This window comes from Oscillospiraceae bacterium (genome assembly GCA_015065085.1).
In the GTDB taxonomy this organism is placed as follows: Bacteria; Bacillota; Clostridia; order Oscillospirales; family SIG627; genus SIG627.
On sequence record SVQW01000018.1, the window covers coordinates 1 to 24869 of the forward strand.

General features: G+C 46.0%; 18 protein-coding genes. 8 read left to right on the forward strand and 10 right to left on the reverse strand.

Annotated elements, in window-relative coordinates; all coding sequences use genetic code 11:
- Positions 1–139 precede the first annotated feature (139 nt).
- From E7588_09745 to murC, 3 genes are all read right to left on the reverse strand, one after another.
- Positions 140–574 carry a threonine/serine exporter gene (locus E7588_09745; protein MBE6689534.1) on the reverse strand — a complete coding sequence of 145 codons (435 nt, stop codon included), beginning with the start codon at positions 572–574 and terminating at the stop codon, positions 140–142.
- A complete protein-coding gene (locus E7588_09750) occupies positions 571–1383 on the reverse strand; it encodes a threonine/serine exporter family protein (GenBank protein MBE6689535.1) in 813 nt (270 codons plus the stop codon). Before E7588_09750 ends, E7588_09745 begins: the two co-directional genes overlap by 4 nt.
- Positions 1384–1657: 274 nt before the next feature.
- Positions 1658–3043 carry a UDP-N-acetylmuramate--L-alanine ligase gene (murC, locus tag E7588_09755; GenBank protein MBE6689536.1) on the reverse strand — a complete coding sequence of 462 codons (1386 nt, stop codon included), beginning with the start codon at positions 3041–3043 and terminating at the stop codon, positions 1658–1660.
- Positions 3044–3138: 95 nt separating this feature from the next.
- Here murC and spoVG point away from each other — a divergent pair, with 95 nt between their 5' ends.
- Positions 3139–3435: a septation regulator SpoVG gene (gene spoVG, locus E7588_09760; protein MBE6689537.1), complete on the forward strand. Its 297-nt coding sequence runs from the start codon at positions 3139–3141 to the stop codon at positions 3433–3435.
- Positions 3436–3707: 272 nt separating this feature from the next.
- Complete coding sequence (putP, locus tag E7588_09765; protein ID MBE6689538.1) at positions 3708–5270, forward strand: sodium/proline symporter PutP; 1563 nt, start codon at positions 3708–3710, stop codon at positions 5268–5270.
- 325 nt (positions 5271–5595) lie between these two features.
- Here the strand turns inward: putP and E7588_09770 are convergent, their stop codons facing one another.
- The 3 genes from E7588_09770 to E7588_09780 are packed head-to-tail and all read right to left on the reverse strand — an operon-like array spanning position 5596 to position 10292.
- A complete protein-coding gene (locus tag E7588_09770; protein ID MBE6689539.1) occupies positions 5596–7068 on the reverse strand; it encodes a serine hydrolase in 1473 nt (490 codons plus the stop codon).
- Positions 7065–9455, reverse strand: a complete 2391-nt coding sequence (locus tag E7588_09775; protein ID MBE6689540.1) for a hypothetical protein — start codon at positions 9453–9455, stop codon at positions 7065–7067. Before E7588_09775 ends, E7588_09770 begins: the two co-directional genes overlap by 4 nt.
- A 6-nt stretch (positions 9456–9461) precedes the next feature.
- Positions 9462–10292: a helix-turn-helix transcriptional regulator gene (locus E7588_09780; GenBank protein ID MBE6689541.1), complete on the reverse strand. Its 831-nt coding sequence runs from the start codon at positions 10290–10292 to the stop codon at positions 9462–9464.
- A 154-nt stretch (positions 10293–10446) separates the two neighbouring features.
- Here E7588_09780 and E7588_09785 point away from each other — a divergent pair, with 154 nt between their 5' ends.
- Positions 10447–11883: a hypothetical protein gene (locus tag E7588_09785; protein MBE6689542.1), complete on the forward strand. Its 1437-nt coding sequence runs from the start codon at positions 10447–10449 to the stop codon at positions 11881–11883.
- Between the two features lie 92 nt (positions 11884–11975).
- On the opposite strand, the gene E7588_09790 is transcribed toward E7588_09785, so the two are convergent.
- The 3 genes from E7588_09790 to efp form a co-directional block, all read right to left on the reverse strand.
- Positions 11976–14774, reverse strand: a complete 2799-nt coding sequence (locus E7588_09790; protein ID MBE6689543.1) for a hypothetical protein — start codon at positions 14772–14774, stop codon at positions 11976–11978.
- Positions 14775–15115: 341 nt separating this feature from the next.
- Positions 15116–15541: a hypothetical protein gene (locus tag E7588_09795; protein ID MBE6689544.1), complete on the reverse strand. Its 426-nt coding sequence runs from the start codon at positions 15539–15541 to the stop codon at positions 15116–15118.
- Positions 15542–15581: 40 nt separating this feature from the next.
- Positions 15582–16139, reverse strand: a complete 558-nt coding sequence (gene efp, locus E7588_09800) for an elongation factor P (protein MBE6689545.1) — start codon at positions 16137–16139, stop codon at positions 15582–15584.
- 218 nt (positions 16140–16357) lie between these two features.
- Between efp and E7588_09805 the strand changes: the two genes are divergently transcribed.
- A complete protein-coding gene (locus E7588_09805; protein ID MBE6689546.1) occupies positions 16358–17137 on the forward strand; it encodes an RNA methyltransferase in 780 nt (259 codons plus the stop codon).
- 315 nt (positions 17138–17452) lie between these two features.
- On the opposite strand, the gene E7588_09810 is transcribed toward E7588_09805, so the two are convergent.
- Positions 17453–18814, reverse strand: a complete 1362-nt coding sequence (locus E7588_09810; protein MBE6689547.1) for an MATE family efflux transporter — start codon at positions 18812–18814, stop codon at positions 17453–17455.
- 137 nt (positions 18815–18951) lie between these two features.
- On the opposite strand from E7588_09810, the gene E7588_09815 reads away from it, so the two are divergent.
- From E7588_09815 to E7588_09830, 4 genes are all read left to right on the forward strand, one after another.
- A complete protein-coding gene (locus E7588_09815; GenBank protein ID MBE6689548.1) occupies positions 18952–20958 on the forward strand; it encodes a hypothetical protein in 2007 nt (668 codons plus the stop codon).
- Between the two features lie 237 nt (positions 20959–21195).
- Positions 21196–21561: a four helix bundle protein gene (locus E7588_09820; protein ID MBE6689549.1), complete on the forward strand. Its 366-nt coding sequence runs from the start codon at positions 21196–21198 to the stop codon at positions 21559–21561.
- A gap of 336 nt (positions 21562–21897) precedes the next feature.
- The gene (locus tag E7588_09825) at positions 21898–23241 is read left to right on the forward strand and encodes an MATE family efflux transporter (GenBank protein ID MBE6689550.1); all 1344 of its coding nucleotides are present in this window, start codon (positions 21898–21900) and stop codon (positions 23239–23241) included.
- 366 nt (positions 23242–23607) lie between these two features.
- On the forward strand, positions 23608–24684 hold the full coding sequence (locus tag E7588_09830) for a sugar kinase (GenBank protein MBE6689551.1): 1077 nt from the start codon (positions 23608–23610) through the stop codon (positions 24682–24684).
- The last annotated feature ends 185 nt before the right edge of the window (positions 24685–24869 follow it).

Genomic DNA, 24869 nt, shown 5'->3' on the forward strand with positions numbered 1-24869 from the left:
ACTACCCGGAAAAGAGCTTTGTTTTCTCTTCTTCGGGTAGTTTTGTCGTATACTGTTGCAAGCAGGAAATTTGTGTGCCAAATTTCGTTTATATTAAAGATAACTGTCCTTAGCAACCCTGCTCTTTCTCCTGCATTTTTTAACGTTTTCTTGTACTCACAAACACTCTGAGAAGCATTGGCGGAAGGGCGATGGCAAACGCCATTACCCCGGCGCATGCAAGGGTCTCAACGCATTTTGCAAGCCCCGCGGCAGTGTCGCCGTTAACAAAAAAGCGCATGGTATGATAAAGCCCAACTCCGGGGACAAGGGGTATAACACCGGGTGTTATATAAATGAGCGCCGGCATTTTCCTTATGCGCGCCAGTATTTCGGCACAAACACTGATAAAAAGCGTACCGAAAAAATATCCGAACATAAGAGAAATGTTCTCACAGCATATGTCATACACCACATAGCTCAGTCCGCCTATAATGCTTGAAGCGGCTATGGCTTTTACGGGAGTTCTGAAAAGAATTGCAAAAAACAGCGTTGCCATGGAGCAAATAAAGAAATCGTAAATAAGCTCTATCATAAAACTACCCCCTGCGACATGAATATTCCAAATCCTACCGCAGCGCCTGCCGCAAGGGCAATAGCCATACTCAAAGCCTCCATTACGCTGGCTGTACCGCTTACGTAGTCGCCGCTGATGGTGTCTCGGATGGCATTGGTCATGGCAAGACCCGGCAAAAGGGGCATCATCGCACCGACTATCACTGCCTCAAGATTTGTTTCAAGTCCTATCGGAGTAACGGCAAGCGACACAAGTATGGCTGCACCTGCGTCTACCAATCCGCCCAGAAGGTTATTTACAAAGCTGTATACCCCTGCCTTTTCAAAAAAGGACAGTATATAGCATATCAGCGCGCCTATCATGAAAGTAAGTGAAAAATCCCACACTCCGCCTCCCAACAGCAATGAGAAAAATGCCGAGGAAAATCCGGACGCCGCCACATTGACTATGTCGCTGTTAGCAGGCGAATTTTCTATTTTGCGAAGTGCTTCTTCCGCCTGAGCCAATGTCATTGTTCCCGATGTAAGAGCGCGGGAAACGTCATTTATACTGTTAAGCTTACTGAGATTTACACCTCTTCTTTTTATACGGAAAACGGTGCTGTAACTCTGTCCGTCTACCGACAGCGCAACCGAAAGATTGGTGCTGACGGCAGATATCTGCGCATCGTCCTCACCAAAGGCACTGCAAATACGGCAATACACATCCTCGGCACGGTTTGCACCTCCGCCGTACTGCAGAGTCATACGCGCCGCTTCGCCTGCCGTGCGCAATATCTGTGCGGGCAATTCACCGTTGTCATACCGTGATACGCCTGAAGAAGTCATATTTATGAAAATTCCTTTCTTTTTTCGTAAAGAGCAAACGAATTTGCAATTCACAATTGATGGAAGATTTTTCTTTGCAAAATCTATTGTTCTAATGCTTCGCGTGCATGATGTCTGTATTACGGCAGGCACGCGGATTGGCTCGGCGCCTACGCCGCAGGGTAAGCCCTGCACCCAATCCGCGTACCTATAACGCGGGAGTTTAAACTATAATTACCACGCGAGGTACTTTCGCGAATCGGCTCGGCGCTTACGCCGCAAGCTATGTTTTAAATCAAACCACCAGCTTATTTATGTCACCCGCGCCCATAATGAGGATTATGTCACCCTCCCGGGCAACACTGCGCAGATATGCTCCAATCTCCTCAAAGCCGCCGAGATACAGGGCATTGGGTGTTGCATCCGCAAGCATTTTGGAATTTATTCCGTAAATATCTGCCTCGCGCGCGGAATATATGTCCGCAAAAATCACCTGATGGCACCCCGCAAAGGCTTTTGTAATATCATCAAAAAGGTCTCGTGTACGGGTATAGGTGTGGGGCTGGAACACGGCGATTACGCGGTTGGAAATAGCGCACGCCGTAGAAACAGTGGCTCTTATTTCGTCGGGATGATGGGCATAGTCGTCAATAACCACTGCACCGTTTACCACACATCTGCGTTCGAAGCGTCGGTTTACTCCCCCGAACTCCGCCATTCCCTTTTCTACTGCCGAACGCGGTATACCGCAAACATACGCCGCACCCGCAACGGCAAGGGCGTTGGAAATATTGAATTTTCCGGGTATATTCAGCTTTGCGTGCGCATACACATCACCCGAAATACAAATATCAAATTCGGCATAGCCTTTATCGTACACAATGTTATCCGCATATATATCTGCCTCAGTTTGTGCTGAAAAGTACAGTATTTTACCTACATTTTCACGCGCCATGAGGGAAGCCTTAACGGCATTGGCGTTATCGCCGTTAACTATTGCCACACCGTTTTTTCCGCATTTGGAAATATAATCGGCAAAGGATTCTGTCATATCATCTATATCGGAAAAATAGTCGGTATGGTCCAGTTCAACATTAAGCACCACAGCTATATTCGGGCAGAAATCCAGAAAAGCGTCCTTATATTCGCAGGCTTCGAAAATAAAGTCTCCGCCTCTTCCGACACGGTAGCTGTCCCCCATTGCCGGAAGCTGTGCGCCTATCATTATGGTAGGATCAAGAGTGGGATCGGACAAAAATATCTGGGAAAGCATACCCGTGGAGGTGGACTTCCCGTGAGTACCCGCAATACCGATACGACGGCGGTCATTTTTCATTATTTCGCCCAAAAGCACAGGGCGGTCAATGGCGGTAATACCGTTTTCACGCGCCTTTACAAGCACATAGTGATCATCGCTGAGCGCCTTGGTATATACCACCAGCCCCACATTTTCAAACACTATGTCCTCAAATTCATAAGCAATTTCAATGCCCATAAGCTCCATTTTTTCGGTAAGCGCGGTACGCTTCATATCATAGCCCGAAACTATATAGCCATCCCTCAGAAGCATCTGGGCAAGTGCAGACATACTTATACCACCTATGCCGGCAAAAAGTACTGTTTTTGATTTGTTAACATTTTTAAGCGAAAATTTACAATTTAGCGACATTATTAAAACCATTTCTTTCTCAGTTTAGTATATAATATAAGATAGGTGTACATCGTACGTAAATTTATGTACATATGCCACAAAGTTTTTACTTTAAGGAGTTCAAAATGAAAATTACCGACATCAGAATACGTAAAGTATTCGACAACGGACCTATGAAAGCGGTAGTATCGGTCACATTTGACGACCAGTTCGCCGTCCATGACATCAAGGTAATTGACGCCGGAGGTAAAAATTTTATAGTGATGCCCAGCAGAAAGAACGCAGACGGTACCTATCGTGACGTGGCGCATCCCATCAACGCACAATTCAGAAGCGAAATCGAGCAAGCAGTTATGAGCGTTTACAACGCACAGAGCATCGAGGAAGATGCTTCCGACGGAACCGTCACCGCAGAGGAATAACTCAACTTGTCCGCAAAAGGCGGTGCCCGCTTCTATATACGGCAGCCGCTTGCAATAAGCCTTCGGTTTATCCGAGGGCTTTTTTGGTTTTTTGAGCCTTTGTTTAAGAAAAATATTACATCTTTAATATTATACACCAAAAAATCAAATAAATCAATATGCCTTTTCAAATATTATTCATGAAAATGAAACTTTATTCAACTAAAGTATTGATTTTTTTGAAAAATTATGTTACAATATGTATAATTCATATCTAAAAGGAGTTCTTTAACATGAACGGACAAATCGACATCCTGCTTTCTATGGCAGGCTATATGCTGGTAGTTATCTTTATCGGCGTATTTTTTGCAAAGCGTTCTCAGCAAAGCTCTGAGAACTACTTTCTCGGCGGTCGTTCCCTGGGTCCCTGGGTTGCGGCTATGAGTGCAGAAGCTTCCGACATGTCCGGTTGGCTTCTGATGGGTCTGCCCGGTGTTGCGTACTGGTGCGGCCTTGCTGATGCGGCATGGACCGCTATCGGTCTTGCAGTGGGTACATACGTTAACTGGCTTATCGTTTCAAGACGTTTGAGAAATTATTCTCAGGTTTCGGGCGATGCTATCACCGTTCCCGACTTTCTCAGCAATCGTTTCCACGAAAAGAAAAAGGTCATTCTGTCAATCGCTTCCATTTTCATTCTGGTGTTCTTCACCGTGTACGCGGCAAGCTGCTTTGTTACCTGCGGTAAGCTTTTTGCAGGTCTGTTCGGCACCTCGTATCACTCCATGATGATTTTGGGCGCTATCTTCGTTCTTATCTACACCCTCATCGGCGGCTTCCTTGCGGAAAGTGCCTCCGACTTCCTGCAGGCTATCGTTATGATATGCGCTCTGGTGGGTGTACTGGTGTTCGGTACCATCAACGCAGGCGGTATCGGCGCTGTTATTGAAAACGCAAAGGCTATCCCCGGATTTCTGTCGCTGGGCGAATTGGCCAACCCCGTCACCACCGAAGGCGTTCAGAATGTTGTTGACGGCATTGCACAGTTCGGCGAGGCTAAGCCCTACGCTTGGCTGACCGCTCTTTCCATGATGGCATGGGGTCTGGGTTACTTCGGTGTTCCCCAGGTTCTTCTCAGATTTATGGCTATCAAGGAAGCAAAACAGCTTAAGTCTTCCCGTCGCATTGCTACCGTTTGGGTTGTTATCTCTCTTGCCGCCGCTGTTATGATAGGTATTGTAGGCAGAGCGGTATTCCCCGTAAGCGAAGCTCTTTCCACCGCAAGCCTTGCGGAAAACGTATTTGCAGAGCTCGCAAGACTTCTGTTCCACCCCATTGTTGCAGGTATCGTAATGGCAGGTATTCTGGCGGCTACCATCAGCTCCTCCGACTCCTACCTTCTCATTGCCGCTTCCTCCGTTTCCAAGAACCTTTACCAGGGTATCATCAAGAAGGATGCTTCCGACAAGCAGGTTATGCGTCTGTCCAGAATCGTGCTTCTGGCTATTGCCGCTCTCGGCGTTGTCATTGCATGGGATGAAAACAGCGTTATTTTCAATGTAGTTTCCTTTGCATGGGCAGGCTTCGGTGCCACCTTCGGACCCGTCATACTGTTCTCGCTGTTCTGGAAGAGAGTAAACCGCGCGGGTGCAATTGCAGGTATGATTTCCGGTGCCGCAATGGTATTCTTCTGGAAGCTGGTGCTCAACCCCATGGGCGGTCTTTGGGCAATCTATGAACTGCTTCCCGCGTTCATATTCTCTTGCATTGTAATCGTAATCGTATCTCTCGCAACAGCAAAGCCATCTGCCGAAATCGAAGCCGAATTCGACAAGGTTAAGGCAATGAAGGACTAATTCCGAAAAAGATAATCAAGAATCCCTTTGTACTGATGTACAAAGGGATTCTTTCAGACTCTCGAGAAAGTCGTGATACCGCGACTTAAAAAATTATAATTCAAAAAGACGAGAATAAATAAAAAAAGAAATTAACAGCAGGTGATACATCGAATATCACCTGCTGTTTGTTGCTTTTTGCCACTTCAAGCCCTACCGTACCTTTGTACGCCGACAGGCCTGAATCAGCAAAATATCCCTGACTTTTCGAAAGCCTTGCAGTGTGTCGATAGGTTTCGACACACTGCAAAAATCCCCTTGTACGATGTACAAAGGGATTTTTATTTTACTCGGCAAGCTTTCCCAGGGCGCGTCCGTTGTATTCGTCAAGAAATGCCTCGGCGGTTTTTACCATAAGCACAGCCACACGATTATCCTTAAAGCTGAAGGTCATGCTCATGTTGCCGAAATATTTATCAATTATCTGGACTCTGATACGCAGTTTTTTCTCCTCGTCCCAGTCGGCACTGACAGCGCAATCGTACATATGACCTTCAACACCGCAGGTAGCCGTCATATCGGCATATCCCGTCTGAGGAAATTTCTGAAATTCGTTGTACCCCATACCGAAGCAAAGCTTCTTTTCACCCTGGGCATTTTCATAGGTCAATATGCCTTTTTCGCCCTCAAAATCAAATTTCACGTACTTGATGCCCATGGGATTTTCGTCAAGAATGTATTTTCTGCCGTCAAGCTCCTTTTGGAAATTGCTTGAGCTGGGTTTTAAGCTGAACAGCTTAAGACCCGAAATCCGCTTTTGCAATCTTTCATATGCATCAGGGTCGTCCGCAAGCGGCTCACCCAGCTTGTTTACAATGCAGTTTGTAAGCGCGTCGGACAGAATTTTCTCCATGGCAAGAGCGTCGCCCTGAGTGTCGGAATTTATTACAAAAATAAAATCCTTACCGGGCAGACACACAGCATACTGACTACCCATACCGTTAAAGGCAAAGCCGTCCTTTACAATCCATATCTGATAGCCGTAGCCGTAGCGCATATACTCCACAAAGCCGGAGTTGTTGTTGGATATCTGCTTGGTAGTGGCAGCGGTGAGGTACTCTTCATTCATGTATCTCACACCGTCAATAGTGCCCTTATTCATGACAAAGCGGGCAAAGGCGGCAAGGTCGCGGGTGGTACACATTACCGCAGAATCTCCGAAGGAATGTCCGCCGGGACACTTAAGGCAGTAGGAATCCGCCGAAAAGCCCGCTTTAATAAGGAATTTTTCCTTAAGGTATTCAAGAAACGGCTTGCCCGTCAGCTTTTCCACGATTACGCCCAGCATAAAGGAGCCGGGGCTGTCATAGTCAAAAACCGTTCCGGGAATTTTATTATTCTGCGTGCGGAAATACACTTCACAACGGTCTTTTGTTCCGCTGGCAAACCAGTTCACACCACCGGTGCGTGCAGTTGCCATCATGAGCATATCGCGTATGGTCTGCTCGCGAAGCAGGTCGTTGGTGTTTTCGTTCTGATATTCGGGGAAATAGTCTACCAGCTTGTCGTCAAGGCTTAAAAGCCCCTCCTCCTCGCAAAGTCCGATTGCCACACCAACAAAGGATTTTGAAACGGAATACATTCTGTGCTTGAAATCCTTGTGAAAGGGAGCATAGTAGCCCTCGGCAAAAATATCATTGCCGCGCATCATCAAAAAGCTGTGGGTGGATATACCCAGCTGCTCCAGGCGGTCAATAAAATCAATTACGCTTTGAGAAGATATACCCGCTCTTTCTGGAGTTACGGTTGAAAACATCATATTGTCCTCCGTTCAATGTATTTATTTTCAGTTTTATAAATTTTCACGCTGTTCATGAGGCCGCCGGGCAAAGCATTTTTTTCTTTTTTCTTCATGTTTTCGTGGTAAGGCCCCACATCAAGCTTATTCTGAATATTGAAAAATTCCGCGCTGTGAGTAGCATTGGCAGGAGTATCGGCAACAACTATTTTCAATTCGTCACCATCACCCGCTTGTATTTTAAGGCGGTAAGGCGGCAGTGTGGCTTCACCCTGCTTTATTCCGTTGACATAAACCTTGGCATAATGGCGAACCTCGCCCATATCCAGCATATATTCGCCGTTCTCTATGCCCTCAATGACGGCTTTATATGTAACCTCACCCGAAAAATCCTTGTCCCACTGACCGAGCGGCACGCTTTCTCCATTTTCAAAATACGTATTTACAACACCTTTGGTGGGATGAATTTCATATTTTCGGCTGATATATGAGGAGAAATCAGATATTTCCGTCACAAATTCATACTTCTCGGCTTCCACAGCATCTACGGCACTGTCGCTGAGTAATATCACCACACCCTCGCCACACAGCATTTCAAGCTCAATATATACCTTGCCATCCGCCTTTTTGTGTGGGCAACGGAAAACCTCTCCGCTTTGAAGATTTACGGTATACGGTGTCTTTATGCTGTCAAGTGCCACACTTTCATACACACCTTCGCCGTGGGTATTACAGATAAAATATACCTCGTCCCCATCGTCCGTCACAAGCTTACGCGCAAGGGTGGTTTTGTGCGTGCGCTGTATGCACGGGCTGATTTCACTTTTGCACATTTCAAGTTTTTCTTTTACATCGTCCGGCTCAAAGGCACCCGCAATGCCGAATACGTTTTCATAGGTCACAAATTCACCGCACAGACAACCGTTTTTAATTTCCGCGCTGCGCACAAATTCCTCATCGATTATATCAAAGCACACGCCTTTTTTCATAAGCATATGCCCCACTTGCTCAAATTCCTTTTCAGCTTTTTTGCCCCACTCACCCTTGGCACATATGGTGCGCTGAGGAAAATAGAGTGCAGTTTTTATTTCGCTTTTTCCGCTTTGCATTATACAGCTGAGACGGGCGGTATAGCTATTTATCTGCCCAAGGCAGTCCATGCCGGGATTTTCACCTATGAAATTTGGGCGGTACTGAAGACTTCGGGCATCACTTCGGTCATAAGAAATCACCATAAAATTAAACAGATTTATGCCCTGCACCGCCTGGAAATTAATGATAAAACGCATTTCATCCGGCACCAGGTGCGCTCCGTATACCGCAAAGCTTTCGCTCAGGCTCACAATTTTGCCCTGCTGACGTGCGGCGCTCGAGGCGAGAAGCGGGAAAAATTCAAACCCCTCAAAACAGCATTTTCCGTCCTTAGGATAGGTTATCTGGCTCCATATGGCATCTATTCCGGGAACATCGTACTCTCTCAGTGTCGCCAGCGTATTACCGTGACGGGTGATATATGGAAAATCTGACGTGTTATCTCCTCCGAGATGACCCACCGACAGCATATTATGGCGATTCAGCCAATCGCGCATTGGCTTGAAGTAATTCTCACGCACCAAATCTCCGCACAGCATAATATAATCGCTGTGTGCCTGTGCACTTTTCGGGCCGTCAATGGGTTTACCTGCGATATACGGCACAAAATCCGTTATATCGTAGCCGTATTTATCATAAAACAGCTTTTCAAATCCATCACTCCAGTTGCCCATGGAAGCCTCATCGTCAAACATCATGGTAACATCACTGCCCATCGCCTCACCGAAGCGTTTATACAGCTTTTCGTGCGTGAGGGCAAGAAAATAATCGGTGTTTTCCTTTTTTGAAATGTCGGTACGCATAGAGGTGGTGGGAGAATCGGAATCCACACATATGTACTGTGTAATTTGTGTATCATTTTCAAGAATATCGTTGTGGAAAACACGTCTTTCGCCATCAAAAGCACCGATAATTCCATCGGGAGCGTTGTACTGCTCACCTTTTTTCAGTGTTATACTTATTTTTTTAATAGTTTTAAGGGCAAGCTCGGGATGAGCATCACGAATCTGACCGCAAACCATGCCCGACGGAAATCCCCCTTCGTTATACAGCCAGGTGTACATGCCCTTACTTTTGGCATATTCATATGCAAAATACACCATATCCAGATATTCCGACGACATATAGTCGGGCTTTAAGAAAGTACGGCGCAGATTGGGACGGAAATTCTGCGGCTCTCCCAAAACGTAAAAAGCACGTATTCCGTTTTGGTACATTTCGTCTATCTGGCGAGCCGTCTCCTCTTTGGTAGCGGTACTGTTCCAGAGCCAGGTATAGGCAGGATGGTACCGGACAGGTATATTCTTGAAGTCCATAAAAGCTTAGTCCTTTCTGTTTTCCTTGCGGTAATGCGTTGGCGACATACCGTATTTTTCCTTAAAAACGCAGTAGAAGTAGTTCTCAGAACCGATATTTACACGAGCGGCAATATCGGAAATTTTCATATCCGTATTTTTAATGAGTATCTCGGCGGCATCCAGCTTTTTGGACTTGACGATTTGCGAAAGACTGCAACCGTACTCCGCAAAAATTATGCGGGAAATCTGCCGTGTGCTGAGAAAAGTGTGACGTGAAACATCGCCGAGAGTAATCTTTTCAAAAATATTGGCATTGATATATTGCTCAATAGCATTAATATGCTTTTTTTCACGTTTTATATTTTTACTTGCCGAATGGTAAAAGCCCAGCCCGTCAAGCACCTCATTGAGCACAAGTTCTATCAGAAATCGGACGTCGTTCTGCTCTTTTTCGCTGCTTTTTTCATACTTCTGAGCCGCGCGCCCGATATATTCACAGCACTCATCGGAAAGCGGAACCGCAGTTATATCCTCCGTCGTCTCGGAGCCGTTGCCCGATAACAACAGACAGTAGCAATCCCCGTCCGGCGCATAGGTATAATGTCTGACGCCCGGACGGATTATCACAGCTTTTCTTTCATAAACGGAGCTTACCGCATCGGTGGCTATTTCAAGTCTTCCGCAGGCAAAAAATATTTCATATGTAAAATGTGAATGTATGTCCTGCATGGTGTCGGGATGAGCGGCGGGAGTACGGGAATCGGTCAGCGTAAGGCTTTTTCCGGTACGGAACACCTTTATTTCCCGGTCGCGTATATTGAGCGTCAGGACATTTTTTAAGTTAGTGTTTTTCATGTTTTAAGTTTAACATAAAAAATCGGAAAAATCAATAAAAAACTACAAAAATAAGACATTTTATATTTTTTCGGTCTGTCCCGTTACTTGATTTTTGTATCGCACCGGATTATAATTAGTTCACATAAACTATATAGCATTGAAAGGAACCGAAATGGATATTCTCAAAATAGATTTAAAAGAAAAACACAGTATTTCACCGTACTTGTATATGCAATTCATGGAACCGCTGGGCGTCAGCGACGGCTCGGTTGATGCAGCATGGGATTTTATCGAAGAAGACTGGTATCCCACCGTAGTTGACGAAATCAAGCGACTGGCTCCAACCATGATACGCTTCGGCGGGGCATTTGCATCATACTACCACTGGAAAGAGGGCGTCGGACCGCAAAAAGACAGAATCCCCATGATAAACCACTGCTGGGGCGGAAAATATTTTAACCAGGTGGGCACGCATGAGGTTGCAAGTCTTTGCCGGCAAATCGGAAGTGAACCGCTTTTTGTTGTAAACATGGAGTCCGAAGGTCTGCCATTCTGGCAGTATCCCAAAAATGACACCGTCCGCAAGGGCACAGCTGAAGAAGCCGCCGAATGGGTCAGCTACTGCAATTCCCCCGACAACGTTCTTCGCCGTTACCACGGTATCCAACAGCCCTACAACATAAAATACTGGCAGGTGGGAAACGAAACCTCCTACAACGTGCTGGGTGTCTGCGGAATGACGGCTGATACCTGCTTCAAAACCACGCAGAGCTTTGCCCGTGCCATGAAAAAGGAGGACGACACTATCCGCATAATCGGCTGGGGTGACCAATCCACCTCGGGCGATAACTGGTGCAAAAAAATGAGCCGTATTGACGAAATTGATATGCTGGCTTTCCACCATCATTTCGGCTCGGGGCTTGACAATTCGCCTCTCACCACCACCGATTACCGCAAGGACACCCAAAACACCTGGGAGCATTTCATGAATGCTTACAAATCGCTGGATGAACACATTCTGAAAATGAAAGCCGACTGCAAAAGCAAGCGTCTTGCTATGACCGAGGGGCATTTTATCCCCGGCAGAGCACGCAATGAGTTTCTCTCCACCTGGGGTGCGGGTGTGGCTTATGCAAGATGCCACAACACACTTGTACGCCACAGCGATGTTATGGAAATAGCCACACTGGCGGACTTCATGGGTAATGTGTGGCAGTGCAACGCACTTATAATACAAACGCCCATGATTGAGAAAAACGATTGCTATCTCCAGCCCGTAGGCGAGGTAATGCGTTTGTTCTGTGCTCACAAAGGCGAAAAAGCGCTTGACATATCCTGCAATTCTGCAGTAGACATCACCGCTTCAAAAACAGGCAACAAAGTATTTTTGCACATGGCAAACACCTCAATGACATCCACCGCCGAAATAAAGCTTGACCTTGGTTCGCAAAGCATCAAGAATGCCGTTATGTACAGCATCACCGCCGACCCCGCCACCGAAATCACACCTGCAAATCTCGGATGTTTCAAGGAGACAGTTACACAAATTTCGGGTGACACAATCATTCTCCCCAAAGCCGCCGTCGCCGCAGTGGAAATTGAAATATAAAACAACCTGCAAAATGTCAGAATTTCATTGTAATTAGAAAAAACTGTCCTTCAGGGCACACCCCTGAAGGACAGTTTTGTTATTATGCTTTATTATTTGTTGCAATCGTCGTCGTAAACAGTTTTCTCAGACCAGCTGTTATTAACAAGGTCGTAGCTGCGCTCAATGGGGTTGGAGTAAACGTAAGTAACCTTTCCTGTTTCGGTTTCGGTAATCTTAGCATAAGCACGTGCAACAAGTGTGATGCTTTCCGAACCATCGGGAATTCCGCTTACAACAGCAGTGTAGGTGAAGGAGTTTTCGTCTGCCTCATAAATGTTGGTAGCCGCAACATCCGCAACCTCATAATCACCCATGAACCATTTTTCGCCTTCCTTAGCGATATTGATATGGTTAAGAGCCATTGCGTCAGCGTTGAATGCTTCAAGTGTGGTGCCATATGCAACAAGTGCTTGCTTGGGAGCAATCAAAGTACCGAAGGTAATGGTTCTTTCGCCGGATACAGTAATACCCAGATCTTCAAAATTGTTTGTTTCTGTGTTAATAACGCTGTCGGCAATTGCACCGCTGAGGAATACTTTTGTACCAAAGCGGATAGCGCGTTCACCGTCGTTGGCTCTCAGCTGAGCACCCAGCATTTCAGAAATAATTTCCGTACCGCCTATAAGCTGTACAACTATTTCATCAGACTCGACAAACTCACCGTTCATGAAGTTGTTGCCGAATACAACCGTAAAGGAGGTGTAGGAGTTTCTTGTGTTATTTACGGCACTTGCTGTATTGTATGCCGCATTGTAATGCTTCCTGAAAGAAATATAATAGTCCTCGCCCTCGGTGTAGCCCTCAAGAGCTTCCGCAACAAGACCTCTTACCCACGATTTAACGTCAGTGATTTCGACACCGGAAACCACGTCGGAATACTTCGCGGTATAACCGTCAAGTGCATTTACTGCCTCGATTTCATCGGCATAGCTGTCGGTTACATCGCCGTCAAGTACGGGATTTTCAATAAATTCCTTAGCTGTCTGCTCGTCGGGGAACAAACCGATGTAGTCGATATCTGCCCACTCAAAGACATTGTTAGCGCTACGCATGAGACTGAAACGAATAGCCTTAATCTGGCTCTTCCAACTCAATTTTACTATCTGTGTTGTCCAGGTGCCGTCATTTTTATCATAGTCTTTATCGCTTCCCGCCGCATTTAAACTAAACTGCTCGTAATATTTGCCGGTATAGTTTGTTTCACTTTCGGGAATATAGAACACCTGCATTGAATCAGCAAGAGCTGCTCTTGCGCGGACAACAAGCACGGGGTATTTTTCAAGGTCAATATACTTGGGAATCACACTGCCTTTGTCAAAGCACAGATTAAGCTCGTTGCTTTTGTTATCAAGCTTGCCAACGTGCATATATGCACCGCCAAGTGCATCGTTATCCTTTACAAGTCTGGCTTCCATGCTTGCATCCGTAGCACTCATTGAGCCTACAACAGCAGGGTGTCCGAAATTGAAAATTATACGCTCGGTGTTTGTAGCCGCAGGAAAATCAACGGTTATTTCGTCTGAAATATCGAAAAACTCGCCGTAGGTCGCCTTAAACTTGAAGGTAAAGGAGCCCGGGGTACCTGCATAGGTATTTTGGCCACCGGAAACAGGGGCCACAAAGGTAGTATCAATAAATTCAACTGTTGCATTACCGTTGATGGAAAGCACGGAATTGATTATATCTGCCATGCGGCTTTCAGCCTCTGCCTGAGTTTGGGAGCCTACGAGAAGCATAGGATCTATTTCCATATTTTCCAGACCTGCGATAACGTTTCCGGGAACCTTCTCGGCATCAGCAGGTGCTTCAACATCATACTCAAGCACAATCTGCTCATACAGCGCACCGCGCTGAATTACAGTGAAAATGGCGGTTCTATCGGTGTACTTTGTAAGGTCAACGGTAGTAACACCCGATTCGAGAGCCTTTCTCTTTGAGGAACGGTCGTCGCCGTATTCATAAAGGGCAACAGCTTCTCTGTCATAATTTTGAAGAGTATAAACAGTGTTGGCGTAGCCCTGATATGTTTCAGCTGCGTCGGAGGTTACGGTGAATACGGGAGCAACTGCGGTAAGCGCTGTGCCGTAAGGGAAGGTCACAGTCCATGCAGTGGGGTCGCCCGGTGTTTTCTGCACGGGAGTTGCCGCTATATCCGCACCGTCGGCGGTCTTGAAGCCGGTAAGGCTGAAGGTCCAGTTGGCACCTGCACTCTTTTCGGTTGCAACGGGATATTCACTGGCAGCCGCCTCGGTCTTGAAGAAGCCTACATCGTAGATATAGAATTCGTAGTATTCAGTTGCCTTCGCGTCGTTAGGCATATCAAAACGGTTACTGTCGACAACACCGCAGTTTGTGGCGTCATTGGTTACGGGACCTACAATAAACTGGCTCCGCGTTCCGTCAGCAACATAAGTTTTGGATATGTCATCCATAGCCTTTGCAATACCGCTTGTTTTGTGAACATTATAGTAAATTCTGGCGCTGGTATTAGTACCCGCTTTCTTTCCGTCGGGAACATTAAGCTCATCCCCGGTAACAGCGCGGTAAGTTATGCGGTAATAGGGATAGCCTTCTGCGCTTACATCCACAACCTTACCATAGTTAAAGAACACATTGGTGTCAAGTCCGCTTTCGGCACTGGTACGGGGGCTGTAAAGAATAGCGCCCTCCTCGGCGTCATACTTGTAGTTGACATCTGAGCCTGCTGTAAAGTATTTGTCAACATTTTCCTGGCTGTTGAAGCGGATATAGGGACCTATATCGCTGTCCTGGTATGCGGCGCAAACGCCCACAGCAAAAGCCACGCACATCAGTAAAGAAACAATAATAAGTGCTAAAGTTCTTTTCATGATATGTACTCCTTATAAAATTTATTTACGAAGCAAAAAACACGGTAAGCTGACATAATAGTGACTATTGTATGCAGTGTACTGCATACAAGTAAAAGTGTACACTTTTACTTCGCATTTTGTATATTGATACGTAGTTAATTATAATACTAAATTAACGATTTGTCAATAGTTTTTGCAAAATAATTAATGCTTATTACTTACATAAATTACAATGAAAAAACTGCCCACGGCAATATCACTGCGAAGCAATACCACTCGGCGCAAGCCGGATAAAACTCGCCGTCAGGCGAATAAAACTGCCGAGTGTTCCTAAGAACACTCGGCACAAATACTTAACTTCAGTCCTCGGTCTTATCGCTGAACTCTGCATGGCAGGAGGGGCAGATAACACGGGAGGGATCGATGCTGTCATCCAGGAACACGGGCTCTCCGCAGGAGGGGCAATCCACCTGGTAGAATTCGCCGATGTCGTCTTCGTCGTCGCAATCGCAGTCGCAATCACAGTCATCGTCGCAATCGCAGTCACAGTCGCAATCGCATTCATCGTCATAGAAATCGTCCTCAAGAGCACCAAGGTCCTCGTCGATTTCTTCAATATACTGGTTAAGGGTATCGGTCTCTTCTTCAAGGTCGGTTACCGAAACAGCCATATCCTCAAGAATATCAACGATATACTTGAAAATCTTGCCGTTCTTGGAGCCCTCGTCAACCTCGAGGCCTTCCATAAGTCCCTTGAGATGTGCAACCTTTTCAGTTAAAGTCATAACAATTCTCCTTTCAGAATGGGGAATTCAAGATGCAGAATTATACTCTTTCCAGGTATTCGCCTGTACGGGTATCAACCTTAACAACGTCGCCCTCGTTAACAAACAGAGGAACCTTGATCTGAACGCCTGTTTCGAGAGTAACGGGCTTGGTAGCACCGGTAGCGGTGTCACCCTTTACGCCGGGCTCAGCCTCGGTAACGGTAAGCTCCATGAACATGGGAGGCTCAACGCCGAATACATTGCCCTGGTAAGAAAGGATTTTACAAGTGGTGTTTTCCTTAACGAACTTGAAAGCATCGCCCAGGATATCGCCGTTGAGGGGGGTCTGCTCATAGGTTTCGTTATCCATGAAGTAGTAAAGCTCTCCGTCGGAATAGAGATATTCCATTTCGCGGCGCTCAATGTGTGCAGGAGGATATTTATCGGTAGGGCTGAAAGTCTTTTCAATTACCGCACCGGTTATTACATTTCTGAGTTTTGTACGAACAAACGCCGCACCTTTGCCGGGCTTTACATGCTGGAATTCGATTACCTGCATTACGCTGCCGTCCATGTCAAAAGTCACGCCGTTTCTGAAATCGCCTGCTGTTACCATTTTGGTACCTCCAAAAAAAATATACATTTTTAGTCTTTGTAAATATATTACACCATTTTCAGAAATAATTCTATATCATTTTTTGAACAAATTAAGAATTTGTACGAAATTTATTAAAAAATATACTTTTTTATGTCCAAAAATTACTTTCTCTTTACTTTTTTCCTTTTTTATTGTATACTATATTAAATAAATCACCCCCGATAAGGAGAATCGTTTTGAAAAAAGAGCAAGAGAAGCAAAAGGCTTCATCATATATAGAAGGTCATATTTCGCTGGAGGCGGTATATCAGACATCAAGCCGTAAGGTGGAAAAGGTTTTCATATCAAAGGACAAAAAGGATTTTGATACCGACCGTAAATTCCGCAGACTTCGTGAATACATAAAACAAAACCAAACACCCGCGGAGTATGTAACCGCCGATTTTTTCCAAGCCAACGCCATCGGCACCACCCACGGCGGAATAATGGCAAGTGTGGGAGAAAGAAAAATGATGTCTCTCGGAGAGCTGTTGGACGCTTCGGACGGATTTATCGCCATACTGGAGGGCATAGAGGACCCCTATAATTTCGGATATTCCGTGCGTTCGCTGTATGCGGCGGGAGCAGACGGCATGATACTGACCCCGCGCAACTGGCTGAGCGCGGCGGGAGTATGTATACGCGCCTCGGCGGGTACCAGCGAAAAAATCAACTGTGCCGTGTGCGAGGATTACGCCCTTCTGAAAGAGGAATGCCGAAAGCGCGGATATACGGTGTACTGCGCGGTAGAGCCATGCGAAGACAGCGTTTCCATATACAATGCAGATTTCAAAAAGCCCATGGTACTGATCATAGGCGGTGAAAAGCGGGGCATTTCGGAAAAGCTGATGGAATGCTGTGACAAAAAGATAACCATAGAATACGGCGGCGATTTTAAAAATGCGCTTACCACAGCGGCGGCATCGGCAGTCATCGGTTTTGAGGTGTTAAGACAGACAAAAGAAAAATACAGGTGAATTAGCGCAGTGTCCCTTGGGACACTGCGCAGCGATATAAATTCCTGCGGAATTTGATATATGTGCTTCGCACTCGATATGCCGTAAGCGGCGCGATATGTCACTTCGTGACGAGAATTTATATTATATCGCATTCGGTTTTTTAAACCGAATATATCGCATTTGCGTAAGCAAATATATCGCGTTGTCGCAAGACAACATATCACCGGATAAATAAAACCTCTGAATTCGGCTTTTCATGCCGTTTTCAGAGGTTTTTTCTTATTTAACTATCCTTTAGAACACAATACCTTTTCACCTGTATTTTTTTATTTATCATGCCTCGTACATTCTTTTCATAGCTTTCTTTTTGACCGCAAGAATAGTCACGGCGTGCATTATAACAACCACTATCCACGACAGCGGCCAGCACAAAAACAATGTACTTATGGTACGGTGAAGCGGTAAAACGGTGGCTACCCACAAAAGTCTGAATCCGCATGCACCGATAAGCGAGCTGACGGCGGTAATGGTAGAATAGCCCAGACCGCGCAGTGTACCGGTCAATACCTCCATTATTCCGCACAGAAAATACGGCAGACCCGAAATTAACATACGGCTTTTTGCAAATTCTACGGCAAGAGCATCATTTTTAATATATATACTCAAAAGCGGTCCGGAAAAAACCACCGTCAAAAGCCCCAGTGTAAAGCCTACAACAGCAACACTGACAGTGGCGACGCGGATAGTTTTGTTGATACGTTTTTCATCTTTTGCGCCGTAGTTCTGACCTACGCAGGTAAGGGTTGCCTGATAGAAGGAGTTCATGGCAGTGTACACAAAGCCCTCAATATTTGCAGCCGCGGCACAGCCTGCGATAGCACTTTCGCCGAAAGAGTTGATGCCCGACTGGATAACCGTGTTGGAAAGTCCGAACACCGTACTCTGGAGTCCTGCCGGAAGACCTATTTTCATAATATCGGCAAACTCCTCTTTATAAATTCTCAATTCCTTTATGTAAAGCTTATATACCCCGTCAGCACCCATAAGCGCATAAATAACCATAGCCATGGACATATAGGTTGCGACGGTGGTAGCAATGGCAACACCCTCTGCCCCCATACCGAAGCCTATAACAAAAACAAGATTAAGTACAACGTTTACCGCACCTGTAAAAGCAAGGATATAAAGAGGACGTCTTGTGTCACCCACCGAGCGGAGTATCGCCGCGCCGAAGTTGTAAACCATAGTTGCAGGAGCGCCCAGAAAGATAATGGTCATATACATTGAAGCGCCTTCCAGCACACTGCCCTCGGGCGTGCCCATAAGCACAAGCAGCGGTCTTGCAAACAAAAGACCGACAACCATTGCCAGGATACCGATAAAAACACTGAGAAGTACCGAGGTATGCACCGCACGATGCACTCCCGCATGGTCCATTGCACCGAATTTTTTGGATACCAGAACAGCCGTACCGATGGAAAGACCCACAAAAAGGTTGGTCAGAAGCGAATACAGCGAACCCGTGGCGCCCACAGATGCCATAGCATTATTTCCTGCCCAGTTGCTTACTACGATAAGGTCGGCGGCGTTATAGAGAAGCTGAAGAATATTTGAGAACATCAGCGGAAAAGCAAACGCCACTATATTTTTGAATATTGACCCTTTTGTCATATCCAGCTCGAATTTTGAAGCCATACCGTTACCCCCTGCATAATCGTATTATCATTGTATCACTTTTTAAAGTCAATTTCAATATGTATATTAAATAAATCTTGGAAAATTGAAGATTATTTTTATTGACAGTTATGTTTATTTATGATAAACTGTAATTAATGTACACTCATCGAAAGGGAACCATAATGAACTACACACAATATGTCGATTTATTTCACGGCTGCGGACTTATAAAGCTTCCGCGTCCGCAGGGCATTGCAAAAGGCTGGCATTTTATAAAGGCACTTTACGGCAACACACACCCCGGTGCCACACTTCCGTTCGGAAAATACTCGGTGTGTCCCTTTACTGCGGGATATGCCTCCGGCTACGGCAATAACCTTACAGACCCCGAGAAATGCGTTCCAAACGATACCTCGCTTTTGCGTCTGAGGGGATTTTCTCATTTTCAGCAAAGCGGAACGGGATTTATCGTTATTTTTTATAACTACGCAGTCACAACTCCTTTTTACGGCGAAAAGCGCCTTGACTACGGTGCAAAGGATGAATATGCCCGACCCGGTTATTACCGCGTAACACTCGAAGAAAGCGGTATTTTATGCGAGCTTACTGCCGCCGATGACGGAGTGCTGCACCGCTATACCTTTGACCGTGACGGCGGAAAGATAGCCATAGATTTTCTCAACGACGGACTTTATTTTCCGCGTACCCGCGGTGAAGCAAAGGATCTTTCCGTTAATATAAAAAGCCCCACGGAGCTTATTGCCGAGGTCACACTGAGGGGTATACGCTTTTCTTTTGCCGTAAGCTTTGAGGGTGACGGCGCTCTTGATGAAAACGGTGTATTCATGCTTAACGGTGCGGGAAGCGTTGTTATGCGCCTTTCGGCAGTGAACACGGGCGCAGAGGATGCAGTAAATGAGCTGAAAAGAAACAGTGCCGACTTTGATTCGGCATGTGCAGCCGCGCTTGATAAGTGGGAAAACGCACTGAGTGCCATCGAAATTGAAAGCGACGATGTTGTGGAAAAACAGATTTTTTACTCCAATCTGTATCACACTCTGGTAAAACCCGCAATATGGAAAAACGGCGGAGGATTTTTGTGGAGCGATGCGCCTTTCACGGTGGATTTTGCCACAATGTGGGACATTTACAAAACTCAGCTTCCTCTGATATACTCTCTTTACGGTGAGGCTTCTGAGCACATAACCTCATCCATTCTGAAAATTGCCCAAATTACAGGCAGGCTGCCCCATGCTTTTCTCATGGCGGACAACATGAATCTTGAAAGCGGGCAGGGCCGTCTGAATGCGGTTCACACACTGTATGATGCCTTTATCCGCGGTGTAAAAGGCGATTGGAACAAAGCGGCAAAAACGGTTATAAATGAAATTGACCGCGATGTGTACAGAGAATTCACCACAGACGGCGAATGTGCGCGTTCCACCCACCAGCTTGACATGTCACAGGGCTGTGCGGCGGCGGCTGATATGGCGCGTTGGGCAGGCTTGCAGGAAGATGCCGAACGTCTTGAAAAGCTGAGTGAATTGTGGATACGTGCCTTTGACCCGCAAACCGGTCTTTTGTGGGAGGACAGAGAATACTACGAGGGCAACCACTGGAATTATTCCTTCCGTCCGCTCAGGTGCATGGAAAAGCGCATTGAGCTGTGCGGAAAGGAAAAGTTCGTTCAGCTTCTGGACAGATTCTTCGGCTTTACTCATACCGATGATTTTTCGGCACGCTTTGAGGGCTTCAACAACGAAAGCGACATGGAATCCCCCTATGCCTACTTATATGTCGGTCGTCAGGACAGGCTGAGCGAAATCATAGACACGGCAGACAGATGCATATTCCGTCAGCGTGACGGCGGTACCGGCAGAGGAGGGCTTCCGGGCAACAACGACAGCGGAGGTCTTTCGGCATGCTTTATATGGAACACACTCGGACTTTTCCCCGTAACGGGTCAGGATATGATATTCATAACAAAACCAAAATTTAAAAAATCAATAATGCATCTTGCCGGCGGAAAAGACCTTGAAATACGTCGTGAGGGCGATGGAAATTACGCAAAGCGTGCCGTTTTCAACGGCAAAAGCTGTGAAAATTTCACCATAAAGGCCTCGGAAATGATGGACGGCGGAGAGATAGTAATTTATACGTGACGGGTTTTGAATTAAGTGTTCCTTACGGAACATTAAGTGCCTTACGGCATGAAGACGCTTATGCTTATGAAGTGTGCCTGCGGCACGAAAAGGAACATTTTGCTTCATTAATCCGCAAAGCGGGTTTGCTTCATGACAGCAACGCTGTCACTTCATACTTACCATCGGCAAATGCTTAATTCTCAAAGCCGCGATTTTGATAATACAAACATTTGAGAATCGGGAGATATATCCTATATGCGTAATGATAAATTATCCACACAATCCATGGAGTTTTCAATAGACATAATCAACCTTGTAAAAGAATTGAATACAAAAAAAGAAAATATTATTTCCAAACAAGTAGGTAGAAGCGGTACATCAATAGGTGCCAATATCCGCGAAGCGCAATATGCTCACAGCAGAGCAGACTTTATTGCCAAACTGCAAATTGCATTAAAAGAATCAAATGAAACCGGTTATTGGCTGGAACTGCTTTACAGAACAAATTACATAAGCGAAGCTGTGTATAAAAGCCTTGATTCAAAATGTACCGGTATTCGTGTTATGCTGATTTCTTCAATCAACACTTCCAAGCAAAATGCAGACAAACAAATTTTTTAAAAATGAAGTGTACCTGCGGCACGAAAAGGAACATTTTGCTTCATTAATCCGCAAAGCGGGTTTGCTTCATGACAGCAACGCTGTCGCTTCATATTTGCCATCGGCAAATACTTCATTTATATTTTAAGGAACATTTTGCTTCATTAATCCGCAAAGCGGGTTTGCTTCATGACAGCAACGCTGTCGCTTCATATTTGCCATCGGCAAATACTTCATTTATATTTTAAGGAACATTTTGCTTCATTAATCCGCAAAGCGGGTTTGCTTCATGACAGCAACGCTGTCGCTTCATATTTGCCATCGGCAAATACTTCATTTTTATTTCACGGAGAAAATATGTCAAAAATCACAGATATGACCTCGGGGAATCCGTTAAAGCTGATGCTGAGCTTTGCATTTCCCGTGATACTTACAAATTTCGGACAGCAGTTTTATCAGATAGCGGATGCCGCCATCGTAGGACGAGGAATCGGTGTTGATGCACTGGCGGCGGTAGGCTGTACCGACTGGCCCTGCTGGCTCATAATATGGAGTATGGGAGTCATGACAGCGGGTTTCGCCACCTTTGTTTCCAGATTCTTCGGAATGAGGGACTATGAGGACATGAACCGCTCCATAGTCATTTCGGCGGTAATATCCGGACTTATCGCTGTTATTCTGACGGTAACGGGACTTGTCATCGCCCGTCCCATGCTTATATACATGGGCACGCCCGAAAATATTCTCGGGGATGCCGTAACCTATTTTTCCACCATGGTATGCGGCACGCTGATAGTCAGCTTTTACCACCTTTCAGCCTCCGTACTGCGTGCCTTCGGCGACGGAAAAACACCCCTTGTCGCCATGGCGATAGCTGCGGTATTAAATATATTTCTTGACCTTTTGTTTGCAATAGCACTGGGCTGGGGTGTTTTCGGAGCAGCACTTGCTTCTGTAACGGCACAGCTGGTTTCGTTTGTTTTCTGCCTTATAAAAATACTCAGAATCCCCTGCGTAAAAATCGATGCATCGGCACTGAAATGGGATATGAAGCTGGCTTGGGAAATATTCCGCTTCGGGCTTCCGCTGGTAATACAGTACATTATAATCCACCTCAGCGGTATAATAGTGCAGGCAACGGTAAACACTCAGGGAAGCGGATTTATTGCGGGCTACACCGCGGTAAACAAGCTGTACGGGCTTTTGGAGTGCAGTGCCATTGCACTGGGAAACGCCTTTACCACCTTTTCCTCCCAAAACTACGGTGCAGGTAACTACAAAAGGGTTAAAAAGGGTGTAAATTATGCCATACTGCTCGCTCTGGGAGCTTCTGCTTTACTTATTGCAATCGTTCTGCCCATGAACCGTCTGCTTCCTCAGCTTTTCATGGATTCTTCACAGCAGGGCGCATCTCAGGCACTGGATGTGGCGAGCCGTTATCTTATTTACATGATACTGGGTATGCCCGTACTTTACCTTGTATATGTGCACCGCAACAATCTGCAGGCTATCGGCATCGCAAGCTGGTCTTTGATTTCGGGTATCGCAGAAGCGGCAATACGTGTAGTTATGGCAAAGCCCGTGTTTGACGCACTGGGCAGTGAGGTGCTTTACTACATCGAGCCGGCGGCATGGCTGATGGCATGGCTGTTCGTTCTTGCGCCCTACTATTGGTATCAGAAAAAGAGACTTGGTGTATAGCCGAAAAGAGTCGGATCCAGAGGTTTTCGTTTGTTTATTCGGTAATATGTTGTCTTGCGACAACGCGATATATTTGCTTACGCAAATGCGATATGATATAAATCCCCCAACGCCCCGCAGGGCATATCGCTTGACGCAGGCAAATATCGCTCCCCTCCGGGAATATCGCAAATCCGGTAATGGATTTATATCGCTGCGCAGTGTCCCAAGGGACACTGCGCTAACCATATGGCAATTTTATTATATGCTTTTACTGTTATTTCAACAAAATTATAAATTTGGCAAAAATGTATTGAATTTACCGATTATTTGTTGTATAATGTTAATTGTAAATGATTTTAACTTAATTACATTTTGGAGGTCACAATGAAAGAACTTAAAAAGAATTGCAAATACGCCCTTGTTGTTCCCACAAGTATGGGCGTGCGTATTACCCCCGAAAACGGTCAGCCCGTTGCTTCATCTTCTGTTTTCCACATGCAGGCTACCAGTGCAGAGACCAACGTTGCCAGCATCAGCTCCTATCTCGGTCTGCCCGTAAAGGTTCTTACCACCTTTGTTAAAGGCAGTCCCATCGCAAGCTTTATAAAGAGCAATCTTCTTTCCCGCGGAATGGTTTTCGAGGGCAAAGAGGTTGAGCAGGGCGGTCCCTGGGGTTACCGTCATCAGTTCAATATTGCAGACAGCGGCTACGGCACCAGAGGTCCCCGCGTTCAGAACGACCGCGCAGGCGAAGTAGGACGTACCCTTAACATCAAGGACTTTGACCTTGAAAGAATTTTTGGTGAAGAAGGCGTTCAGATTCTGCACCTTTCCGGTCTTATAGGCGCTCTTTCCCACGAAACCAGTATGTTCTGCCTTGAGCTTGCACGCGCCGCAAAGAAATACGGCACTCTCATTTCCTTCGACCTTAACTACCGCGCTTCCTTCTGGAAGGACAGAGAGGACGAGCTTCGTGAAATCTTCACCGAAATTGCTTCCGTTTCCGACATTCTCATCGGTAACGAGGAGGACTTCCAGCTTTGTCTGGGCATTCAGGGTCCCGAAGCAGGCGGCAAGGACATTGCTTCCAAGATTGACGGCTTCAAGGAAATGATTAAGCGAGTTAAAGAAAAATTCACTCAGACCTCTGTTTTCGCAACCACTCTGCGTCAGGTTGTAAGCGTTAACAGCCATCTTTGGGGCGCTATCATGCTTCAGGGCGACACCTGGCAGGTAATCGAACCCAGAGAAATCACCGTTCTTGACCGTATCGGCGGCGGCGACGGCTTTGTGGGCGGTCTCTTGTACGGTATTCTCAAGGGCTGGGAACCCGAAAAGCAGATTCAGTTCGGTTGGGCAAGCGGTGCTCTGGCTACCACCTTCCTCACCGACTATGCACAGCCTGCCGACGAGGAACAGGTTTGGAGCGTATGGAGCGGTAACGCAAGAGTTAAGAGATAAATTCAAACGAGCTGTTTTCAGGGAGTCGAGGATGAAAATCCTCGGCTTCTTTGTTTTTATATCGTTTTGATTTGTGTGTACCGCATGCCGAAATACGGTGAATAATCGAAATGTCTATGTAATATCCCACATATTTGGAAAATAGTGAATTTTTAAATCCGATTTATCCATATACGTCCGATAAA

What these genes read in the sequence shown, in the direction of transcription:
- E7588_09745 (MBE6689534.1), bottom strand. Translation starts at nt 574, where the DNA reads ATGATAGAGCTTATTTACGATTTCTTTATTTGCTCCATGGCAACGCTG.
- E7588_09750 (MBE6689535.1), bottom strand. Translation starts at nt 1,383, where the DNA reads ATGACTTCTTCAGGCGTATCACGGTATGACAACGGTGAATTGCCCGCA.
- murC (MBE6689536.1), bottom strand. Translation starts at nt 3,043, where the DNA reads ATGGTTTTAATAATGTCGCTAAATTGTAAATTTTCGCTTAAAAATGTT.
- spoVG (MBE6689537.1), top strand. Translation starts at nt 3,139, where the DNA reads ATGAAAATTACCGACATCAGAATACGTAAAGTATTCGACAACGGACCT.
- putP (MBE6689538.1), top strand. Translation starts at nt 3,708, where the DNA reads ATGAACGGACAAATCGACATCCTGCTTTCTATGGCAGGCTATATGCTG.
- E7588_09770 (MBE6689539.1), bottom strand. Translation starts at nt 7,068, where the DNA reads ATGATGTTTTCAACCGTAACTCCAGAAAGAGCGGGTATATCTTCTCAA.
- E7588_09775 (MBE6689540.1), bottom strand. Translation starts at nt 9,455, where the DNA reads ATGGACTTCAAGAATATACCTGTCCGGTACCATCCTGCCTATACCTGG.
- E7588_09780 (MBE6689541.1), bottom strand. Translation starts at nt 10,292, where the DNA reads ATGAAAAACACTAACTTAAAAAATGTCCTGACGCTCAATATACGCGAC.
- E7588_09785 (MBE6689542.1), top strand. Translation starts at nt 10,447, where the DNA reads ATGGATATTCTCAAAATAGATTTAAAAGAAAAACACAGTATTTCACCG.
- E7588_09790 (MBE6689543.1), bottom strand. Translation starts at nt 14,774, where the DNA reads ATGAAAAGAACTTTAGCACTTATTATTGTTTCTTTACTGATGTGCGTG.
- E7588_09795 (MBE6689544.1), bottom strand. Translation starts at nt 15,541, where the DNA reads ATGACTTTAACTGAAAAGGTTGCACATCTCAAGGGACTTATGGAAGGC.
- efp (MBE6689545.1), bottom strand. Translation starts at nt 16,139, where the DNA reads ATGGTAACAGCAGGCGATTTCAGAAACGGCGTGACTTTTGACATGGAC.
- E7588_09810 (MBE6689547.1), bottom strand. Translation starts at nt 18,814, where the DNA reads ATGGCTTCAAAATTCGAGCTGGATATGACAAAAGGGTCAATATTCAAA.
- E7588_09815 (MBE6689548.1), top strand. Translation starts at nt 18,952, where the DNA reads ATGTACACTCATCGAAAGGGAACCATAATGAACTACACACAATATGTC.
- E7588_09820 (MBE6689549.1), top strand. Translation starts at nt 21,196, where the DNA reads ATGCGTAATGATAAATTATCCACACAATCCATGGAGTTTTCAATAGAC.
- E7588_09825 (MBE6689550.1), top strand. Translation starts at nt 21,898, where the DNA reads ATGTCAAAAATCACAGATATGACCTCGGGGAATCCGTTAAAGCTGATG.
- E7588_09830 (MBE6689551.1), top strand. Translation starts at nt 23,608, where the DNA reads ATGAAAGAACTTAAAAAGAATTGCAAATACGCCCTTGTTGTTCCCACA.